The organism is Hyphomicrobium sp. DMF-1 (assembly GCF_027886585.1).
GTDB classification, from domain to species: Bacteria; Pseudomonadota; Alphaproteobacteria; order Rhizobiales; family Hyphomicrobiaceae; genus Hyphomicrobium_C; species Hyphomicrobium_C zavarzinii.
Map to the genome: position 1 here is coordinate 3,552,810 of NZ_CP115706.1, position 17,634 is coordinate 3,570,443.

At 61.8% G+C, this 17,634-nt stretch carries 19 protein-coding genes; all 19 read right to left on the bottom strand.

All coding sequences use genetic code 11. The annotated features are described in order from the left end of the window. Window positions 1–130: 130 nt before the first annotated feature. Complete coding sequence (locus tag PE058_RS16300; RefSeq protein WP_020087490.1) at window positions 131–748, bottom strand: response regulator transcription factor; 618 nt, start codon at window positions 746–748, stop codon at window positions 131–133. Beyond that, window positions 738–2,009 carry a sensor histidine kinase gene (locus PE058_RS16305; protein ID WP_020087491.1) on the bottom strand — a complete coding sequence of 424 codons (1,272 nt, stop codon included), beginning with the start codon at window positions 2,007–2,009 and terminating at the stop codon, window positions 738–740. The genes PE058_RS16300 and PE058_RS16305 overlap by 11 nt, the downstream gene beginning before the upstream one ends. 156 nt (window positions 2,010–2,165) lie before the next feature. Then, a complete protein-coding gene (locus tag PE058_RS16310; protein WP_271028515.1) occupies window positions 2,166–2,978 on the bottom strand; it encodes a cytochrome c biogenesis CcdA family protein in 813 nt (270 codons plus the stop codon). 26 nt (window positions 2,979–3,004) lie between these two features. After that, complete coding sequence (locus PE058_RS16315; RefSeq protein ID WP_026867948.1) at window positions 3,005–3,787, bottom strand: sulfite exporter TauE/SafE family protein; 783 nt, start codon at window positions 3,785–3,787, stop codon at window positions 3,005–3,007. Continuing rightward, window positions 3,784–5,451, bottom strand: a complete 1,668-nt coding sequence (locus tag PE058_RS16320; RefSeq protein WP_271028877.1) for a bifunctional protein tyrosine phosphatase family protein/NAD(P)/FAD-dependent oxidoreductase — start codon at window positions 5,449–5,451, stop codon at window positions 3,784–3,786. Before PE058_RS16320 ends, PE058_RS16315 begins: the two co-directional genes overlap by 4 nt. Before the next feature lie 52 nt (window positions 5,452–5,503). Continuing rightward, complete coding sequence (locus PE058_RS16325) at window positions 5,504–6,391, bottom strand: MBL fold metallo-hydrolase (protein WP_020085441.1); 888 nt, start codon at window positions 6,389–6,391, stop codon at window positions 5,504–5,506. Between the two features lie 146 nt (window positions 6,392–6,537). Beyond that, window positions 6,538–6,711, bottom strand: coding sequence for a hypothetical protein (locus tag PE058_RS16330; protein ID WP_271028878.1), 174 nt, complete (start codon window positions 6,709–6,711; stop codon window positions 6,538–6,540). Next, window positions 6,708–6,902, bottom strand: coding sequence for a YgaP family membrane protein (locus PE058_RS16335; RefSeq protein WP_083929117.1), 195 nt, complete (start codon window positions 6,900–6,902; stop codon window positions 6,708–6,710). The genes PE058_RS16330 and PE058_RS16335 overlap by 4 nt, the downstream gene beginning before the upstream one ends. A gap of 76 nt (window positions 6,903–6,978) precedes the next feature. Then, on the bottom strand, window positions 6,979–7,644 hold the full coding sequence (locus PE058_RS16340) for a Crp/Fnr family transcriptional regulator (RefSeq protein WP_020085438.1): 666 nt from the start codon (window positions 7,642–7,644) through the stop codon (window positions 6,979–6,981). 186 nt (window positions 7,645–7,830) lie between these two features. Continuing rightward, window positions 7,831–9,114 carry an NAD(P)/FAD-dependent oxidoreductase gene (locus tag PE058_RS16345; RefSeq protein ID WP_020085437.1) on the bottom strand — a complete coding sequence of 428 codons (1,284 nt, stop codon included), beginning with the start codon at window positions 9,112–9,114 and terminating at the stop codon, window positions 7,831–7,833. A 23-nt stretch (window positions 9,115–9,137) separates the two neighbouring features. Continuing rightward, a complete protein-coding gene (locus tag PE058_RS16350) occupies window positions 9,138–9,476 on the bottom strand; it encodes a c-type cytochrome (RefSeq protein ID WP_198011158.1) in 339 nt (112 codons plus the stop codon). Between the two features lie 28 nt (window positions 9,477–9,504). After that, the gene (locus tag PE058_RS16355) at window positions 9,505–10,152 is read right to left on the bottom strand and encodes a c-type cytochrome (protein WP_271030623.1); all 648 of its coding nucleotides are present in this window, start codon (window positions 10,150–10,152) and stop codon (window positions 9,505–9,507) included. Between the two features lie 46 nt (window positions 10,153–10,198). Further along, on the bottom strand, window positions 10,199–11,494 hold the full coding sequence (soxC, locus tag PE058_RS16360; RefSeq protein WP_271028879.1) for a sulfite dehydrogenase: 1,296 nt from the start codon (window positions 11,492–11,494) through the stop codon (window positions 10,199–10,201). A 14-nt stretch (window positions 11,495–11,508) separates the two neighbouring features. Continuing rightward, entirely contained in the window at window positions 11,509–13,200 is a 1,692-nt protein-coding gene (gene soxB / locus PE058_RS16365; protein WP_271028880.1) for a thiosulfohydrolase SoxB, read from the bottom strand. A 31-nt stretch (window positions 13,201–13,231) separates the two neighbouring features. Continuing rightward, window positions 13,232–13,561: a thiosulfate oxidation carrier complex protein SoxZ gene (soxZ, locus tag PE058_RS16370; RefSeq protein ID WP_020085432.1), complete on the bottom strand. Its 330-nt coding sequence runs from the start codon at window positions 13,559–13,561 to the stop codon at window positions 13,232–13,234. A 48-nt stretch (window positions 13,562–13,609) separates the two neighbouring features. Next, window positions 13,610–14,074 (bottom strand): thiosulfate oxidation carrier protein SoxY, encoded by a 465-nt coding sequence (gene soxY / locus PE058_RS16375; protein ID WP_020085431.1) that lies wholly within the window; start codon window positions 14,072–14,074, stop codon window positions 13,610–13,612. 314 nt (window positions 14,075–14,388) lie between these two features. Then, window positions 14,389–15,375, bottom strand: coding sequence for a cytochrome-c peroxidase (locus PE058_RS16380; protein WP_271028881.1), 987 nt, complete (start codon window positions 15,373–15,375; stop codon window positions 14,389–14,391). Between the two features lie 174 nt (window positions 15,376–15,549). Beyond that, window positions 15,550–16,197, bottom strand: a complete 648-nt coding sequence (locus tag PE058_RS16385) for an SCO family protein (RefSeq protein WP_020085429.1) — start codon at window positions 16,195–16,197, stop codon at window positions 15,550–15,552. A 53-nt stretch (window positions 16,198–16,250) separates the two neighbouring features. Then, window positions 16,251–17,534, bottom strand: a complete 1,284-nt coding sequence (locus tag PE058_RS16390; protein ID WP_271028882.1) for a selenium-binding protein SBP56-related protein — start codon at window positions 17,532–17,534, stop codon at window positions 16,251–16,253. Between the last annotated feature and the right edge of the window lie 100 nt (window positions 17,535–17,634).

The window sequence follows — 17,634 nt, forward strand, 5'->3', positions numbered from 1 at the left end:
GAACCTAGGGACTTTCCCTAAGGCACGGACAACCGGATCGTCCGTGGGGCGCTTATCCGTCGTCGCGCGCGTGTGCCCGACCGATCCGAACGCGGTCGCGCATGGCCGGTCAGAAGCTCATTTTAAGCGTCTAGCAGGGCTTTGGGGTGACGAGCACGCCGAGCTTCTGCACCAGTTCGGCGACGGAGTGGGCCGACATCTTCGCCATGACGTTGGCGCGATGGACCTCCACTGTCTTGCAGCTCAGCGAAAGCTCGGTGGCGATACGCTTGTTCGGCATGCCGGAGTAGATGAGCCACGCGACCTCGCGCTCGCGGCACGTCAACCGGTTGAAGCTGGCGTCGACCTCGGAGCGCGCGGTTTCCGCCTTGTAGAGCCCCCTCGCGCGCGCAAGCGCCTCCTCCGTCCTGTCGAGCAGGACCTGGTTGTTGAAGGGCTTCTGCAGGAAATCGATGGCCCCGTGCCGCATGGCCGTCACCGCCATCGGAACATCGCCATGCCCGGTGACGACGATGCTGGCAAGCGGAGATTGCCTTTTCTGAAGCTCGAGCTGAAGCTGGAGGCCACTCATGCCCGGCATGCGAATATCCAGAATCACGCATCCCAGGCGGTCGTCATATTTGTCCAAAAACTCGTTCGCACTCGTGTACGTGCACACGCGATAGCCCACGGACGTGAGCAAGTACTCGAGCGACTCCCTGGCCGCCTGATCGTCGTCCACGACGAACACCCATTCGTTAGCCCGCATTCTCCCCTCCGTCACGAATAGGCAGCTCGATGATGAACGTGAGACCGGGCTCCGGCGCGTTGGTTCTCACCGCAAGCTGTCCCCCGTGGGCTTCCACAATCGATCGCGAGATGGGAAGCCCCATGCCCATCCCCGTGGGCTTTGTGGTGAAGAACGCCTCGAACATCTTGTCCGAATCGATGGTGGGGGCAATGGGGCCACGATCTTCGATGAGGAGGCGCACTGATCTCGGCTCGGCAACCTCGAGCGTGATCGTAACCAGCCTGTCCTGGCCAGGCCCCATCGCATCCATCGCCTCGATGGCGTTGCGAACCAGATTGAGGATGACCTGCTCGATCTGTATGGCTTCTCCCATCACGCGTGGGACCGACGTGACGCCCCGGGTGCAAACCTTGACCTGATGCGCATGGGCTTCCGGCGCGACGATCCGAAGGGCGTCGAGCACAAGCGCGCGCAGATCGAGGTGATGGAACGTCGCGCTGCCTTTCGATAGAAACCGGCGGACGCTGGTGATGATATCGCCGGCCCGTTCCGCCTGCCTGCACACATGCTCCATCGCGACTTTCAGCTCAGAACCTTTCGAGCCGTTCTCCAGGCGATAGAGACAGCCTCGGGAGTAATTCGCGATCGCAGCCAGGGGCTGATTGAGCTCGTGCGCGAGGGCCGTCGCCATCTGCCCCATGGAGTTCAAACGTGACGCGACAGACAGCTCCCGATAATGCAGGCGGATCTCGTCCTCGTAGCGCTTGAGATCGCTGATGTCGCGTGTGATGCCAAGGAGCGCCCTAACCGTACCGTCCTGATCCTTCAAAGGCGCCGCGTGCGTCTCGAGCCAACGCTGGCGTCCCTTGAGGGATATGATCTGGAACTCCATCTTGACGCGCTCTCCGAGAAACACGCGCCGGGTCATCTCGTCATAAGGATCGCGATACTCCGGCGCCACGACCCGATAGACGGACGTTCCCACGATGTCCTCGGCGCGGTCCGCGTCCACCAGATAGAGGCCGGCAGGATTCATTTCGAGAATGATCCCGTCGAGGGATTGTATCTTCACGCACTCGGGCTCGGTGGCAATGATCTGGCGGAGCCGCTGCTCACTTTCGGCCAGCCGTTCCTCGACGCTCAGCCGATTGGACGTTTCATCTCTCAGCACCAGCTTCGCCCGCCGCAACGAGAGGCTCACACTCGCGCTGTAGATCGACATACCGGCCAGCATGGCGAGCGCAAGCAAGAGAAGTGCGTATTCGCCAGAACCAGACATCCCCCAGCAATCCTCCGGGACGCGCCGCGCATCGACGCATCGTTCGCGGCATTCTAGCGACGACTGCGCATCATCGAAGACGGGGTCCGCATTTATTTTCTATTCCTATATATCGCCTTCCTTGCAGCCGCCCCTCGACCTGATCCGTCCACGTCCTCAACCTCCGGGCGTTAGCGTGCGGAGATCGTGCTGGAGCTTTTCGGGCGTCATCAGCTCCTCGACGCGGGCTAGGCCCGGGAACGTCTCGATCAGCCATTGTCCGAGCGCCTGGATGCTGAACCACTCGAACACGTTGAGGAAGGCGATGCCGGTCAGCACCAGCAGCAGGCCCATGATCTTCTCCATCAGCCCCAGATGGCGGCGGAAGCGGTGCATGAACGACAGAAACGGGCGGATGGCCACCGCGGCCAGCACGAACGGAACGCCGAGCCCGGCCGAATAGACCGCGAGCAGGCGCACGCCCGCGCCCAGGCTCGCCTCGTTGGCGGCGAGCGCGAGCACCGTCGAGAGGATGGGGCCGATGCAGGGCGTCCAGCCGAAGGCGAAGGCGAGACCCATCACATAGGCACCGGCGAGGCTCGCGCTCGACTGCTCGGCCTGATAGCGCTTCTCGGTGAGCAGGAAGGGGATGCGCAGCACGCCGAGGAAGTGCAGGCCGAACAGGATGATCACGAGGCCGGCGGCGAAAGAGAGCTCGGCGCGCCAGGTCTGGATCACCTGGCCGATCAAGGAGGCGCTGGCGCCGAGCGCGATGAAGACGGTGGAGAAGCCGAGCACGAAGAAGACGGAGGCGAGCACGACGCGGCGCCAGACCGCGCGCTCGAGACCCTTTTCGTCGGAAAGCTGCTCGAAGGTGGTGCCGCCGAGGTAGCTCAGGTAAGGCGGCACCAGCGGCAGAACGCAGGGTGAGAGGAAGCTCACCAGACCCGCCAGCGCGACACCGAGATAAAGATGGGCTTCAGCGAGCATCGCTCATGTTCCTTAGGACGCGCCTGTCATCGGAGGCCTCGCCAAACGACGTAGGCGCCGACCAGCGCGACGATGACTGCGAAAATATTCGAAAGTGCCTTCTTCTTTCCCGCGAGCCGTGTGGCGAGCATCTGCCCTCCGAAGCCGCCGACCGCGCCACCGCCGACGAACCACGCGACGAGCGTCCAGTCGATGAAGCCCGAGAGGGCGTAGTTGCCTGCCGTCGTGAGCCCGAAAGAAAATACGGACACGAGAGAGCTGCCAATCGCGAAGATCAAAGGCATGCCGGTTGCCGCCACGATGCCCGGCACAACCAGAAACCCACCTCCGATGCCGAAGAAGCCCGCGAGTGCGCCAACGCTCGCGCCGTAGGCCAAGAGCAACGGCATGAGCTTCGGCGCGGTATCACGCGTCAGCCTGACATCGCCGTTGCTCGCATCGCTCCCCTTGAAGAACATGAGGCTGGCAATCACGATCATCAGCACGCCAAACAGAACCAGCAGGCGCTCGCCATCGAACTGTTTGCCGAATGTGGAGCCCAGCGCGGCACCTGCAGATCCCGCCGCCGCGAACACAAGTGCGCAGCGCCACTTGACGTGCCCGGCTCTCGCGTGCCCCACGAGATTGACCAGCGCGCTGATGGCTACGGCGACCGCGCTCGTTCCAATCGCGACGTGAGGCGAACTCACGCCGACGACATAGACGAGCAGCGGAACAGCGAGAATAGACCCGCCGCCGCCGATGAGGCCAAGCACGAACCCGACGAGGGCACCAGAGCCGACGGCCAACAGGTCCTGGATTACGATCACGCCATGACCTTCGGACGCGCCATCCACTCACGGCCTTTGAGCATGGCCTTCCAGTAGATCGGGGGCAGGATCCGTTCCTTGAGGATCCAGGCAGCCCGCGAGGGCTGCATGCCGTCGATGATGTACTTCGGGAATGACGGAGCCAGCTTGCCGCCGTAGCAGAACTCGGCCAGCACGATCTTACCGCGCTCCACGGTCAACGGACACGAGCCATAGCCGTCGTAGGCACAAAGCGCCGATCCCAGCCCCATGTCGAAGAGGATGTTCTCGGCGCAGACCGGCGCCTGCTTGCGTGCGGCTGCCGCCGTCTTTGCGTTCGGTGTGTTCGAGGCATCGCCAAGCCCGAAGATGTTGGGATAGCGCTTGTGCCTCAGGGTTGCGGGGTCCACATCGACCCAGCCTGCCGTGTCGGCGAGCGGGCTCGACCGCACAAAATCGGGGGCCTGCTGGGGCGGGCAGACGTGGATCATGTCGAAGGAGGTTTCGATCGTCTCCGCCGCTCCGTCGGCGCCTGCCTTTTTGAACCACGCCTTCTTCGCCGGACCATCGACCGCGAGCAGCGTGTGATTGAAATTCAGGGTCACGTCGTACCGCTTCACGTATTCCATGAGCGCGGGCACATAGTCCGCGACGCCGAACAGAACGCCGCCCGCGTTGTAGAACCCGATATCGATGTCCTTCAGGCATTTCTTGCGCAGCCAATGGTCGGCGGAGAGATACATCGCCTTCTGCGGCGCGCCCGCGCATTTGATCGGCATCGGCGGCTGCGTGAAGATGGCGCGACCTGAGCGGAGTGAGCGAACCAGCTCCCACGTGTAAGGGGCCAGATCGTACCGGTAGTTGGAGGTGACACCGTTCTTTCCGAGCGTCTGCGACAGGCCCTCCACGCCGTCCCAGTTGAGCTTGATGCCGGGGCACACCACGAGGTGCTTGTAGCGAATGGTGCGGCATCCCTCGATGACGACGCAATTCGCCTCGGGCTCGAAGCCAGCGACCGCCGCCTTGATCCATGTGACACGACGCGGAAGGACGGCGCCCATCGCCTTGGCCGTCTCCTCCTTCTGGAATACACCGCCGCCCACCATCGTCCAGCCCGGCTGATAGTAGTGCGTTTCGGCCGGCTCGATGACGGCGATATCCAGATTGGGCCGCCGCCGAAGCAGGCTCGCGGCAACGGCCGCGCCGGCCGCACCGCCTCCAACGATCACGATGTCATGGGAGGCTACCGGATGATCGGTATCGATGAGACCCTTGTTCGAGATGCGGCTCAACACGCCCGAAACATCATATCCCGCGGCTTTTGCCCTTTCGGCAATCTCCGCCGCCGGGCGGCGCGCGCCCTCGCTCAACGCCCAAAGCGTGGTCGAGCGGGTGCCCGTTCTGCAATAGGCCAGCACAGGCTTCGGCATCTGCGACAGCGCGTCCCCGAACGCTGCCGCATCCTCGTCCGTCACCTTCCCCGTGCTGACTGGAATATAGCGCACAGAAAGGCCCGCCGCTCGCGCCGCAGCCTCGATCTCTGCAAAGAGAGGCTGGTCGGTTCCTTCACCGTCCGGCCGGTTGCAGACGATCGACTTGAAGCCTTGGGCGGCAATCGCCGCGATATCGGCCGGCATGATCTGCGGTGAGACGGAGACCTCTTCGGAGAGCTTCTTGGCATTCATCTTGGGGGAACTCTTCTGGCTGGGGCTCATCCTTGAAATGCGCGCATTTCAATCAGAGCTCGTTGATCGGAACTTTGAGATGTCGTTTTCCCGTTTCGTCCGGCTCGGGAAGGTTTCCGCCCCGGATGTTCACCTGGATCGATGGGATGATGAGTTTCGGCAGGGCGAGCGTCCTATCACGCTCCTCCCGCATCCTCACGAATTCATCCTCACTCACGCCGTCCCGCACATGGATGTTGTTTGTGCGCTCCTCGGCGACGGTCGTCTCCCATTTGATGTCGCGTCCCCCGGGCCCGTAGTCGTGGCACATGAAGAGGCGCATCTCCGGTGGCAGCTCGAGCACCCGCTTGATGGAGCGATAGAGCACGCGCGCATCGCCGCCGGGAAAATCCGCACGCGCCGTTCCGCCGTCCGGCATGAACAGGGTGTCGCCGACGAAAGCGGTATTGCCGATCACGTGCGTCATGCAAGCCGGGGTGTGACCGGGCGTGAGCATCGCGAATGCGCTCATGCCGCCGATCTCGTAAGTATCGCCGTCCTTGAACAGGCGGTCGAACTGGCTGCCGTCCCTCTGGAACTCGGTGCCTTCGTTGAAGATCTTGCCGAACACCTCCTGCACGATCTTGATGTTCTCGCCGATGCCGAGCTTGCCGCCCACCTTGCCCTGAATATAGGGCGCGGCCGAGAGATGATCGGCATGGGCATGCGTCTCGATCAGCCATTCGACGTGCAGGCCGTTCTTCGTCACGAAGGCAATGATCTTGTCGGCTGATCCGTAGCTAATGCGGCCGGCGGCGTAGTCGATGTCCATCACGCTGTCGATGACGGCGCAGGACGTGGAGTTCGGATCCTTGACGACGTAGCTGACCGTGTTCGTCTGCTCGTCGAAGAATGCCGTGACCTCGGGTTTGACCGAGAGATCTACGGGGTGAGGGATCATGGTGAACCTCGATTAGAAACAGGTGTGTTGCGTCCGATCGGAGACCGGGCTCGATATTGGACTTCGCGGAGAGTCGCGCCCCAGGTGCCGCGCCGACTGCCAGGGCTAGTCTCTTTAACTTGGCTCATCCGCTTCAGGTCCCGCTCTTACAGCGAAATCCAGAGCGCCGCCGCAATCGCGACGCCGCCCCAGACCATCGTATTGATGAAGGAACGCAGAATCATCCGGTGATCGCTGGAAGCTGGGATTCCGGCCCAGTTGCAGACGAGATCACCGGGGATCAGAAAGATGGAAAGCATCGGTTGCGCTGCCTTTGTCACGCCTTGCGATGGCCGCAGGTCGAAACGCCTGCGACACGATAGACGGGGCAGAAGCGGGCAAGACCCGTAATGAGAGGAACGAGGCCGACAAGTCCCCATGGGGTCTTGGGCCCAACGAATACGAGGGCCAGCAAGGCGAGGCCCAGGAGGATGCGGAGATTGCGGTCCCAGCTACCGACGTTTGATGTCATGAGCGTGCTCCATTTTCTGCCCAAGACTTGCATATGAGTGCCGGTCCCATGCGTCTGTGACCTAGTCACAGACCGATCACGGTGCCGCAGCTAAATTTTTGAGGGCCTCCGCCCGCACGATGTTGATTACGCCGCGGGACGTGGCGATCCAGCCGCGACGCTGGAATTCGTTGAGCTGGCGGCCGATGACCTCTCTGGCAGAGCCGAGCTCCGCAGCCAATTGCTGGTGCGTGCGCTCCACCTGGGCGCCGGGGCCAGCGAGCTCGAGCAGCTTCTGGGCGAGACGGACATCGATGCGCGAGAAGGCCACCTCCTCGATGATGCGGAAGAGATTGGTGACCCGCACGCTGAAGGCGGTGAACACGAAACGGCGGAACTCCGCGGAGCGTGCGATGAGATCGTCGAAGGTCGACCGCGGAATGGCGACGGCCTCAACGTCGGTCTCGGCGATGCCCTCGGCCTGATACTCCTCGTAGCCCATGAGGCACGCGGTGGTGAGCGCACAGCTTTCGCCGGCCGAAACGCGGTAAAGTACGATCTCCCGGCCGGCGCTGGAGGCCTGCTGAACGCGCACCGTGCCGTCGATGAGCAGAAGATACGCGTCGGGCGCCTGCCCCGGACCGAAGATCCTCGTCCCCGCTGGAAGCACGACTACTCTACTCGTCTCGACAAGCGGCTTTGCGATCTCCGGCGCGAGAGCCTTGAGGCCCGGGAAATGCGCCACCCAATCCTTAGATGTCATGCGTCGCACTCTCGTTACGGCGAGAAGATCCCCCTTGGGCCCCGTTAAGGAGGACCGCGACCCAAGGGGGAGAACCGCCGAAACCTCGGCAAACGCGCGTGCCGCGTCAAGCTGTGAACTCCGGGAGAAGACTGGAGCGGAGAGCATTGAAGGGGCGCCTTGATCGTGCCTCGGTTCGCCGGCGATCTAGAGGAAGATGTCCGCGGTGATACCCTCGTACCAGCCCATGTTCTCCGTTTGAGTCATCTTCCGGACCGAAGCATCCTCGCCGGGCTTCGACACGAAATCCTCGACGGATGCGATCTTGCCCTCCTTCGGCGCGTAGCGGCCGCCCACTTTGACCGCGTCGTCGTCGTCGAGCATGCTCCAGCAGATGTTCTGAAAGCGCGGGGGGAAGGTCTTCGCATCAGCAAACCTTCCGCGCACTGCGGCGGCTGCCACCTTCGCCTGGCTGTTCGCGGCATATGCGGACTTGGGCATGTCGCCGGGAATGCAGGCATCACCAACGATGTAAATGTTGGGATCGAGCTTCGATTGCATGGTCTCGGCGTCGATGGGGCAGAAGCCGGTCTCGTTGGCGAGGCCGGAATCCCGTGCGATCGCTCCTGCCATCTGAGCGGGAATGACGTTCACGAGCGCCGCGTTCGCGTAGGTTTCGAACCCCGTGTTGACCGTGTTGGTCTTGGGATCCACGGATTTGATGGCCTCGTAGAGATCCTTGCTGAACCATTCCACCATGCCGGGGTAGTGCTTGTCCCAGCCTTCCTGGAAGAGCGCCTGCTTCGAGAACTTCTCCTTCGGATCGAGCACGACGATCTTGCACTTGCCCTTGCCCGCGCGCTTGAGCGTATGGGCCATCATCGAGACACGCTCGTAGGGTCCAGGCGGGCAGCGATAGGGGTTGGGCGGGGCAAGCATGACGATCAGACCGCCGTCCGGTACCGCATCGAGCTTGCTCTTCAAGAGCAGCGTCTGGGGACCGGCTTTCCAGGCGTGAGGCATCGCCTCCTCGTGCTCCTGTCCCCATCCCGGCACGCTGTCGTACTTGAGGTCGATGCCGGGCGAAAGAACGAGCGCGTCATAGTCGATGGTCGCTCCGTCGGCGAGCGTCACGCGACGGGCGGCCTTGTCGATGGAGGTGGCCTTCTGGTGAACAAGCTTGATGCCGTAGTTGCCCGCGAGTTTGTCATAGGAATGCGAGATGCTCTCGATCGTCTTGACGCCGCCCAGCACCAGGTTCGAATGGAAGCAGGTGACGTAGGTCTTCGCGGGCTCGATCAGAGTGACCTCGATCTTGTCTGCGGAATCCTTCGCAATGTACTTCGCGGCAGTAGCGCCGCCCGCGCCGCCGCCGATGACGACGACCTTCGCCTTGCTGTTTCCAAGCGCTGGTGCCGAGATGCCGAAAACTGCGGCCGCGGCAGCAGCCTGCCCGACCCTTGAATTGAACTGACGACGCGTAAGTGTCATGTGCAAAAATCCTCCCTGCTTCCTCAGCATTTCTTTTCTTGAGACGGCTCCTGCCGGCATTCGATCGATGTTGTGAGCGAGGAGAAATAAGCCGCGAGGGCCTGCATCTCGTCGTCCGCAAGCCGCGCAGCGACATCCTGCATCACCCGGCTCGCCCGCTCCCCCGTCTTGAACGCGGCGAGGGCCGTCAAGATCTCTCCCCGCTCGCGCCCCGCGAGCGTTGGGATCTTTCCGTCCGTGTTGCCCGAGCGGTGACAGGTGACGCACTCGCCCGAGAGATAGGCTCCGTATTCCGTCGCGTCGTCCGCCCTGGCGTTTGTGAGAGGCATTGCCGCCGCAAGAGCCGTTAGAGACAGTGACATCAGCCGCCTCATCATGCGCTCTCCTCGCTCAATCGACGCTCGGAGCGGATTTGGAATCCGGCGTGACGTCGAGAATCGCCGCTTGGCCTGTCACCGCGACCTCGGTCTTGCAGTTCTTCATGCACGCCTCGGCATTCCAGAACTTGCGCTCCGTGGTCTCCCGGTCGTCGTCGTAGAAGCCATCAGCGTTCGGCATGCGGATCGAGGTGAAGTTCCCCTGATTGAGCTCGAACTCCGGATCCTTGATCACGTCGTTCATGTTGAGCAGGAACGCGGTGACCGCGTAGAGCTCGTCGTTGCTGAGCGACTGCGCATTGCCGAAGGGCATCGCGCGGCGCACGTAGTCGAAAACTGTCGAGGCGGATTCCCAATAGGAACCGATGGTCTTTTCCGGCCGGTCCGCCTTGAGCGAGCCGTGACCGCCCGCGAGCACGGGCCACCTGTCGCGACCCTCCGCGAAATCTCCGTGGCACGCCGCGCATTGCTCAAGGAAGATCGCCTCCCCTTGCGTAGCCGTTCCTTTGCCCGGTGGCAGGCCCATACCGTCCGGGCGCACGTCGATGTCCCATCCCGCGATCTCTTCGGGCGTAGCGGGCGTTCCGAGACCCAGCGGCTTCTCGGGCTGCGCGGGCGCGGCAGCGCTCGGCCCGGCGCCGTAGAGTGACGCCGCGCCCATTGCTACGAGCGCACTAGCTGCGGCTGTGAAAAGGAGGGGGCGCACGTCAGGAGATCTCCACGTTCTCTGTCTCGCCGTTGGAGCGAACCAGCCAGGTTTGAATGCCGTTGTTGTGGTAGATCGAGTTCACGCCGCGGACGGCGCGCAGCTCGTTCTTGGTCGGCTGCAGGTAGCCGGTCGAGTCGTGGCACCGCGACTGGATCATCAGCTCCTCGCCCTGCCAATCGAAGTCGACATAGAACCTCGTGACGGAGCGCTCGAACACCGGCCCGTCAATCCTGGCTTCCCGCCAGTTCCGTCCGCCGTCCAGGGTCACATCCACCCGCGTGATCGCGCCGCGCCCAGACCATGCGATGCCAGTCAGAACATTCTGTCCCTTGAAGCGGAGCGGGGCCTGCGGCGACGGATTGGTGATCACCGACTTCGCATCCATCACGAATGTGAAGCGGCGTGCGCGTCCATCCGCGAGCAGATCGGTGTATTTCGAGGTCTCCTCGCGGGCGAGCCACGGCTTGTCGCCGACCTCGATGCGCCGGATCCATTTGACCCAGATGTTGCCTTCCCAGCCCGGCACGACGAGACGCAGCGGATAGCCCTGCTCCGGGCGCAGCGCCTCGCCGTTCATCTTGAACGCGAGCAGGCAATCGTCGAGCGCCTTCTCGACCGGCAGCGAGCGGTTCATACCGGACGCATCGCCGCCTTCCACCAGCAGCCACTTTGCCTTCGGCTTGAGGCCGGCCTCGTTCAGCACTGTCCTCAGCGGCACACCGGTGTACATGACGTTATGGATCATGCCGTGGGTAAACTGGCAGCCGTTGAGCTGCGGCCCGCGCCACTCCATGCCGCTGTTGGCTGCGCATTCGAGAAAGAACACGCGATTGACGCGCGGCATGCGCATGATATCGCTCATCGAGAAGACCAGTGGCTTGTCGACGAGGCCGTGCACCATGAGGCGGTGATCGGCCGGGCTCACATCCGGCGCGCCACCGTGATGGCGCTCAAAGCACAGACCGCTTGGCGTGATGATGCCGTCGAGCTCGTGCCAAGGCGTGAAGTTGACGGAGCTCTGCTGCGATGCGGTCAGCCATTCGACCTCCCGCCGCACGACGTGCGCCTCGAATTTCGACGGCTTGCCATAGGGCCGATCCGCGACGCCAGCGCCCAGATGCTTCGACCAGTCCGCGACATGCGGCGGAAGGTTCTCCGGCTTAGCCTCGGCACTCGACGCCTGCGGCCATGCCGATTTTGCTCCTGCGGCCACAAGGGCACCCGTCAAACCGGCTGATTTGAGGAATTGGCGCCGGGAGCGCGTATTCTTTTGCGGCTCGTTATCTTCGCTCATTGCTCGCTGCCTGCTCACACGCCTTTGACGTTCACCGCCGTGCTCGGACGGACGCTGACGACTTTCTTGCTCGTGATGTAATCCGAGACGACATCCCAGATGGGCGGCCCCTCGGTTCCCTCGTTGACGCTCGCCCAACCGCCGACGGTGTATTCCTTCGATGCGTCGATCGGGGCACCCGTCCTCAGTGCGGTGAGGTTTGAAATGCGCTGCCCGGCGGGCTGCGCGATGTCGATCGCGTAGCCGAGGCCGCCGCAGCGCACCATGTCACCGCCCTGCTGGTAGTACGGATCCGGATTGAAGATATTGTCGGCCACGTCCTCGAGCACTTCCTTGAGGCGCGCTCCCGTCATCGTCGTGCGGTAGCAGGCGGGATAGCTCATCGCGGTAGCGTTGGTGATATCCTCGAACGTGATGGGTGCGCCGGGCAGCATGCTCGGTCCCCACCTCACGCCTGGAGACAGCGAGATCTCGACATCACGCTGCTCGATGATCGAGTCGCAGATAAGCGTATCCAGCGTTCCGTCGAAGTTTCCGCGCCGATACAGAAGTCCGTCCGTCGTTCCGAGAACGCGGGAGAGATCCTTCTGGAATGGCTCGCGCACAGCCTCGATATGCGCCTTCATCTCCGCGTCCGGCGTGATCGCATCGGAGAAGATCGGGATGAGACGGTAACGGAACGACGCGACGCGTTTCGACTGCACGTCGAGATCGAGGCGCGACACGAACTTGCCGTTCGAGCCGGATGCCACGAGCAGCGTGCGCCCGATCTGCGTGACCTCGGGCACCGCGTCGTGGGTATGCGCCGAGAGAATGACGTCAATCCCCGGAACGCGCTCCGCGACCTTGCGGTCAACGTCGAAGCCATTATGCGAAAGAAGCACGATCAAGTCGGCGCCCTTCGTGCGGAGCGACTCGATTTCTGCTGCGAGCTCCTTCTCACGAATACCGAAGGTCCAGTTCGGGATCATCCAGCGCGGATTGGAGATCGGCGTATAGGGAAACGCCTGGCCAACAACGCCGATCTTCACGCCGTTGCGCTCGAAAATCCGCGAAGCCTCGAAGACGTGCTCCTCGAACTCGGCTTCGCGGATGTTCTGCGCGAGAAGCGGGAAGCCCATGCCGTCCGCGAGCTCGCGCACGCGAGCCTCGCCAAGAGTGAACTCCCAATGCGCCGTCATCGCATCCGTCTTGAGCATGCGCATGGCATCCGCCATGTCCTGCCCCTTGGTCTGCAGAGACGTCCAGCTATTGGTCCAGGTATCGCCGCCATCGAGCAGCAACATCCGATCGCCGCGCTCGGCGCGAACCGCCTTGACGACGGTCGCGATCCGGTCGAGGCCGCCCATAGCGCCATAGGCGCGCGCCAGCCCCTCGAAGTCATCGGCAGTCAGCGCGTACGCCAGCGCCGAGCCATCCGTCAGCTTGAACGCCCTGCGAAACTCCGCACCGACGAGGTGGGGAACGCGTCCCCGCGACTCGCCGACGCCGAAGTTGGCGGACGGCTCGCGAAAATGGATCGGCACGAGCTGCGCGTGCAGATCCGTGACATGAACGAGCGTGACGTTTCCGACCGGCTCGAAAGCGAGCAGATCATCCTGCGTCAAACGCCCCTCCGCCGAGAGCCGGCTGAGAGGAACTCCGGTGCCGGCGACCAGCGTTGCCGCAGCCGTTGCAGCCACGAAAAATTCACGCCGCGATATCATTTCTTGCTCCGCTAGCTCTAAATCGGGCGCGTCAGGACACCGTGACCTGATGCTCGGACTTGTAGACGGAGCCGTCGTCATCAAACCAACTGAAGACGAAGAGGCCGCTTTCGGTCGCCCGAACGGAGAACGACTGGTAGGGATTGGCGGAAATCGCCGGATGCCAATCGGCGCTCAGAATTTCCTTACCGTTGAAGGTGGCGGTGAACTTGTTGATGATGTGCCGCGGGATGATTTTTCCGGACGCATCCTTGCGCTGCCCGCTCTCCATCTCGTGGCTGATCAGGGTTTTCACCTCAATGATCTCACCGGCTTTTGCCGTCGCAGGCATGCGAACGCGCGGCGTGACTTTTGCGGCCATGACTGAATATCCTTTGGTCTTTCGAAACGTTCGGTCGCACCGGAGGCGTCAGCCGCCGCAGCCGCCGATCGTGACTTTGACTTCCTTACGGGTGGAGAAGATCTCTCCGTTCGACATCACGGCGAGAGCGGTGATCGTCTGCGTCTTCGCCAAGCGGATCCGCAACTGAGCCGCGGCCTTCGGGCTCAGCGGCGTGAAGGTGTAATCCGCCACGTGCGGATTTGGATTTCCGTCCGCAAATATATGGACGGCCTTGACGTGATCCTCAGCCGTCATAGGGCTTTCGACATCGAAATTCAGCGGAACGACCAATCCGTTTTCAGCGATATTCGGAAGGTCGAGAGAAATGCGCCCTTCGGCGACCTTCTTTTCACCCGCAACCTTCTTGATCAGCTCATCAACCTCGGAGCCCGACGCAAGAAGCGGTCCGGCAGGAAGCGCGACAATCGCTGCAAAACCTGCCGCTCCGACGAGAACTTCGCGGCGCGTTCTCGCACTCGTCAGTGCCTTCATCTCTCACCCACCCCTTGCCTCTTCCTTCTTGGATTTTTCGACGCCCTATTATTCCGATCGTGCGATCGGCAAGTTCGATCGCACATTAACCGGCACCCCCTGTTTCTTGATATTTTTATTGCGAATTTGTGAGCTGAGATTATTCAGACCCCTTACTTCGCCTATTCGGATTTCAAATATATTGAGATCGCACGGATGCTCGCAGCGGGATGGGGACGCGTTCGGAGCAAAAAAAACGGCACCCGGTTCCCCGGGTGCCGCGCACCGAAAATCAATACGCACAGCAAGCGCCGTGAGCGCCGTGTATCGCGTTGCTACCTGTAGCCTTCGTGCTTGGCCTGATCCTCCGCAGTGGTGAGAGTTCTCAGGAAGGCAACGAGATCAGCCTTTTCTTTTTCCGCCAGGTGCAACGGCTGGAGCGCACGCTCTCCATCGTGCTCGAGTCCGCCCTTGTCATAGAACGCAACGACATCCTCAAGCGTCGAGAGTGAGCCATCGTGCATGTAGGGATAGGTCAGCTCGATGTTGCGCAAACTCGGCGTCTTGTAGGCCCAGCGATCCTTTGCGTCCAAAGTGACCGCAAAACGCCCGATGTCGTTGATCCGCGGCGCGCTGAAGGACTTCATGTCCTCGTACTTCATGTCGATGAAGTAGCCGGGGGCCAGTTCCACCTTCGCGACGCGCGATCCAGCGCCTATCGCGTTATAGTAGCCGATGCCGGTCACGTAGAATTTGTGATCGGTGAACAGCGCGGATTTCTCGCCCACAGTGTGGCACGTCGCGCATTGGCCCTTGCCCATGAAGACCTCGAAGCCGGCCTTTTCATCGGCATTCAGGGCATCATCCTGCTTTCCATAGTACCACTTGTCGAAGCGCGAGTTTCCGGAGAGCAGCGTGCGTTGATACGAGGCCAGCGCGTCGCCGATCGTCTGCATGGATGGGCCATGACCGTCGAAGACTGCTTCGAACAGCCCCCGATAGTCCTCGAACGAGCGGATCTTGTCGACGACATGGCCGATTGAGGGGTTCGCCATTTCCAAAGGCGACAACAGCGGCGCCCAGGCTTGCTGGGCGAGATCGGATTCGCGACCGTCGTGGAACAGCGTGTCCTGATAAGCCACATTGTAGAGGGCAGGCGCGTTGCGGCTGAGACTGCGCCCCTCCATGCCTATGGCCCTCGCGGACTGGTTGGAGGTGAGGCCCTGGGACTCGATGTGACACATCGCACACGAGTTCGTGTTGTTGAAGGCGAGCCGGCGGTCGAAGAAGAGTTTGCGCCCGAGCTCCACTTGGGCCTTCACGGGCCGCTGGTGAGCTTCTAGGGGCGGGAGGCCAAGCGGCACGGCATCATCGGCGCCGCCGGAGGCAGAGTTCGGCCAAATGTGACCGACGAGGAGGATTGTGAGCACCGAGGTGCATATTGGAACTGCCAGAGGCAGCCGTCGCTTTCTTCTCATTTCATCCCTATCGCGTTGTCACTCTTCTTCAAGCAGGAGTGTTCCGATGTCGGAAAGGACGACATCGGGATTCAAGAAGCTGGTCGTATAGATCTCCCTCACCCAGGAATCCTTATCGATGAGAAACACCTTTACCAGATGATTGATCACGTCGGTCGGCTTGCCCGCGTCGTCGAATTCACGCGAAGCCGGCACGTACAGATCGTTGAGGATAGGCGCAAGGTAAGTGTCGTTCCACGTTGTCAGGAACGACCAGGGAGCTTGCGGAGTGCTGATCGAGGTCTTGAAGAACGACATCATCTCCGGCGTATCGACCTTGGGATCGAGACTCAGGAAGACGAGCCGAACCTTGTTTTGCAGCCTCGGATCTTTCTTGATCGCCTCGTGAACCTTGTTGAATGCGTCCCAAGACTTCGGGCAGCCTTCAGGATCCCGGCACGTGGCATAGAAGAACGAGAACAGTGTGATCTTGTCCTTCGTGTAGCTGGACAGTCTGCGTGGAATCCAGACGCTGTCCTCGAGGACCCAGCCGGACGGAGCCGGCTGGATCTTCTGCAGTTTGTACGTGCCCGCCTTGGGATGGACAGGGCCGGCTACGCTTTGCTCGTTCCCCGCTACGGGGATTGTGGACGCTAGCAGAGAGAGCGCCACATAGCCGGCCTGCACGCGGCTAGAACGCCGCCGGAGGAACCGCCAAACACTGCTGGGAAGCGGCAACGCTATTCTCCGAGAGCTGCAGCCTTGGTCTTGGCCGAGAACTTCATATGGTGAGCCCGGCCGAGCTTTTCAGCATGGAAGTCGACGCTGAACTTCTCGACGAGCTGCTTGCCGTCCCAATCGTAGGCCTTCAGCCACTGCTCGTTGTCCTCGCCCTTCTTGTCCCAGTTTGCGAGCAGAGACGTGGTGAAGTAGACGCGCTTTCCGTCGAAGCTCTGCGAGACCATGTTCACCTGGCTACCCATCTTCTTGGAGTAAACCTCCTTGGGCGCCTCGGGGTTCGTAAGGTCGTAGTAGCGCGTGGTGCCGTCCAGGAACGTGTTGACCCACAGGCCCTTCGCGTCCGCGGAGATCGAGATGTCGACCGGCAGCGGGATCTTCGACGGATCGCCGATGGTGCCCACGTCCTTAGCCTGCCACTCGCCCTTCTCGTCCTGCTTGACCAGCCACAGCTTCGACGTCAGCGCCGTTGCCGTGATCGCCCAGTTGTCCTCGGGCTTCAGCGACCAGCGGATCTCGAGCGGAGCGCCGGGAACCTCCATGGTCTTGATCGGCTTCATGGACTTGTAGTCCCACATGATCATCGACTTGCCGAACTTCTTCATGGCGTCGGGGTCTTTGACCATCTGACCCATGTCCATCATGTAGTTCGTCCAGCCGGTGAAGCTCGACGTCAGCATCACGTTCATCGCCGGGTTGATGCCGATGTCGTAGCCGTAGCCGTCGCCACCGTTCTCCAGCGGCATCTTGTGCACGGAGACGAGCTCGCCCGAGTTGTTGTAGACGGCAATGCCCGTCTGACCGTCGTGCGTGTCCTTGTTGGACAGAGCCTGGATCATCATGCGGCCCGGCGTGGCATAGAAGGTATGCGGACCTACGAAGCCGGTCTTATCCACGAAGTCCGTGATGGTCTTCACGACCTTGGGCTTGGACGGATCGATCAGGTCGAAAACGAAGATCTTGTTGTCGTCCAGACGGCCGGCCCAGAGGAAGCGGCGGTCATCCGTGAAGCCCGTGTGGTGTGCCTCGCCGCGTCCGCCAACGGACACGGAATGCACGACCTTGCCGTAGGTCGGCGAGTTGGGCTGAACGTCGATCGTTACCAGCTTGTCGGACTCGTCGCCGACACCAACCTCACCCAAAGTCCAAACGTGCAGGAAGTCTTCCTGGCCCTTGATGAGCGCCGAAGTGAACGGCGAGTTGCAGGTCTCATCCGCAAGAGTGACTGCCGGCCCAGCCGCAACCATAGCCAACATGCACACAGTTGATTTCAGTAGCTTTTTCACTTGTTTCCTCCTCGACCGTTACTCGCGAACGGTTCCCGATTGCAAACATGCTGAAGGCTACCCTCACCGAACTGGTTAAGTGAAATTCTATTTGGCAATG

Coding starts and splice junctions, on each gene's coding strand:
- PE058_RS16300 (WP_020087490.1), bottom strand. CDS start 748: ATGCGGGCTAACGAATGGGTGTTCGTCGTGGACGACGATCAGGCGGCC.
- PE058_RS16305 (WP_020087491.1), bottom strand. CDS start 2,009: ATGTCTGGTTCTGGCGAATACGCACTTCTCTTGCTTGCGCTCGCCATG.
- PE058_RS16310 (WP_271028515.1), bottom strand. CDS start 2,978: ATGCTCGCTGAAGCCCATCTTTATCTCGGTGTCGCGCTGGCGGGTCTG.
- PE058_RS16320 (WP_271028877.1), bottom strand. CDS start 5,451: ATGAATGCCAAGAAGCTCTCCGAAGAGGTCTCCGTCTCACCGCAGATC.
- PE058_RS16325 (WP_020085441.1), bottom strand. CDS start 6,391: ATGATCCCTCACCCCGTAGATCTCTCGGTCAAACCCGAGGTCACGGCA.
- PE058_RS16335 (WP_083929117.1), bottom strand. CDS start 6,902: ATGACATCAAACGTCGGTAGCTGGGACCGCAATCTCCGCATCCTCCTG.
- PE058_RS16340 (WP_020085438.1), bottom strand. CDS start 7,644: ATGACATCTAAGGATTGGGTGGCGCATTTCCCGGGCCTCAAGGCTCTC.
- PE058_RS16345 (WP_020085437.1), bottom strand. CDS start 9,114: ATGACACTTACGCGTCGTCAGTTCAATTCAAGGGTCGGGCAGGCTGCT.
- PE058_RS16350 (WP_198011158.1), bottom strand. CDS start 9,476: ATGTCACTGTCTCTAACGGCTCTTGCGGCGGCAATGCCTCTCACAAAC.
- PE058_RS16355 (WP_271030623.1), bottom strand. CDS start 10,152: ATGGGCGCGGCGTCACTCTACGGCGCCGGGCCGAGCGCTGCCGCGCCC.
- soxC (WP_271028879.1), bottom strand. CDS start 11,494: ATGAGCGAAGATAACGAGCCGCAAAAGAATACGCGCTCCCGGCGCCAA.
- soxB (WP_271028880.1), bottom strand. CDS start 13,200: ATGATATCGCGGCGTGAATTTTTCGTGGCTGCAACGGCTGCGGCAACG.
- soxZ (WP_020085432.1), bottom strand. CDS start 13,561: ATGGCCGCAAAAGTCACGCCGCGCGTTCGCATGCCTGCGACGGCAAAA.
- soxY (WP_020085431.1), bottom strand. CDS start 14,074: ATGAAGGCACTGACGAGTGCGAGAACGCGCCGCGAAGTTCTCGTCGGA.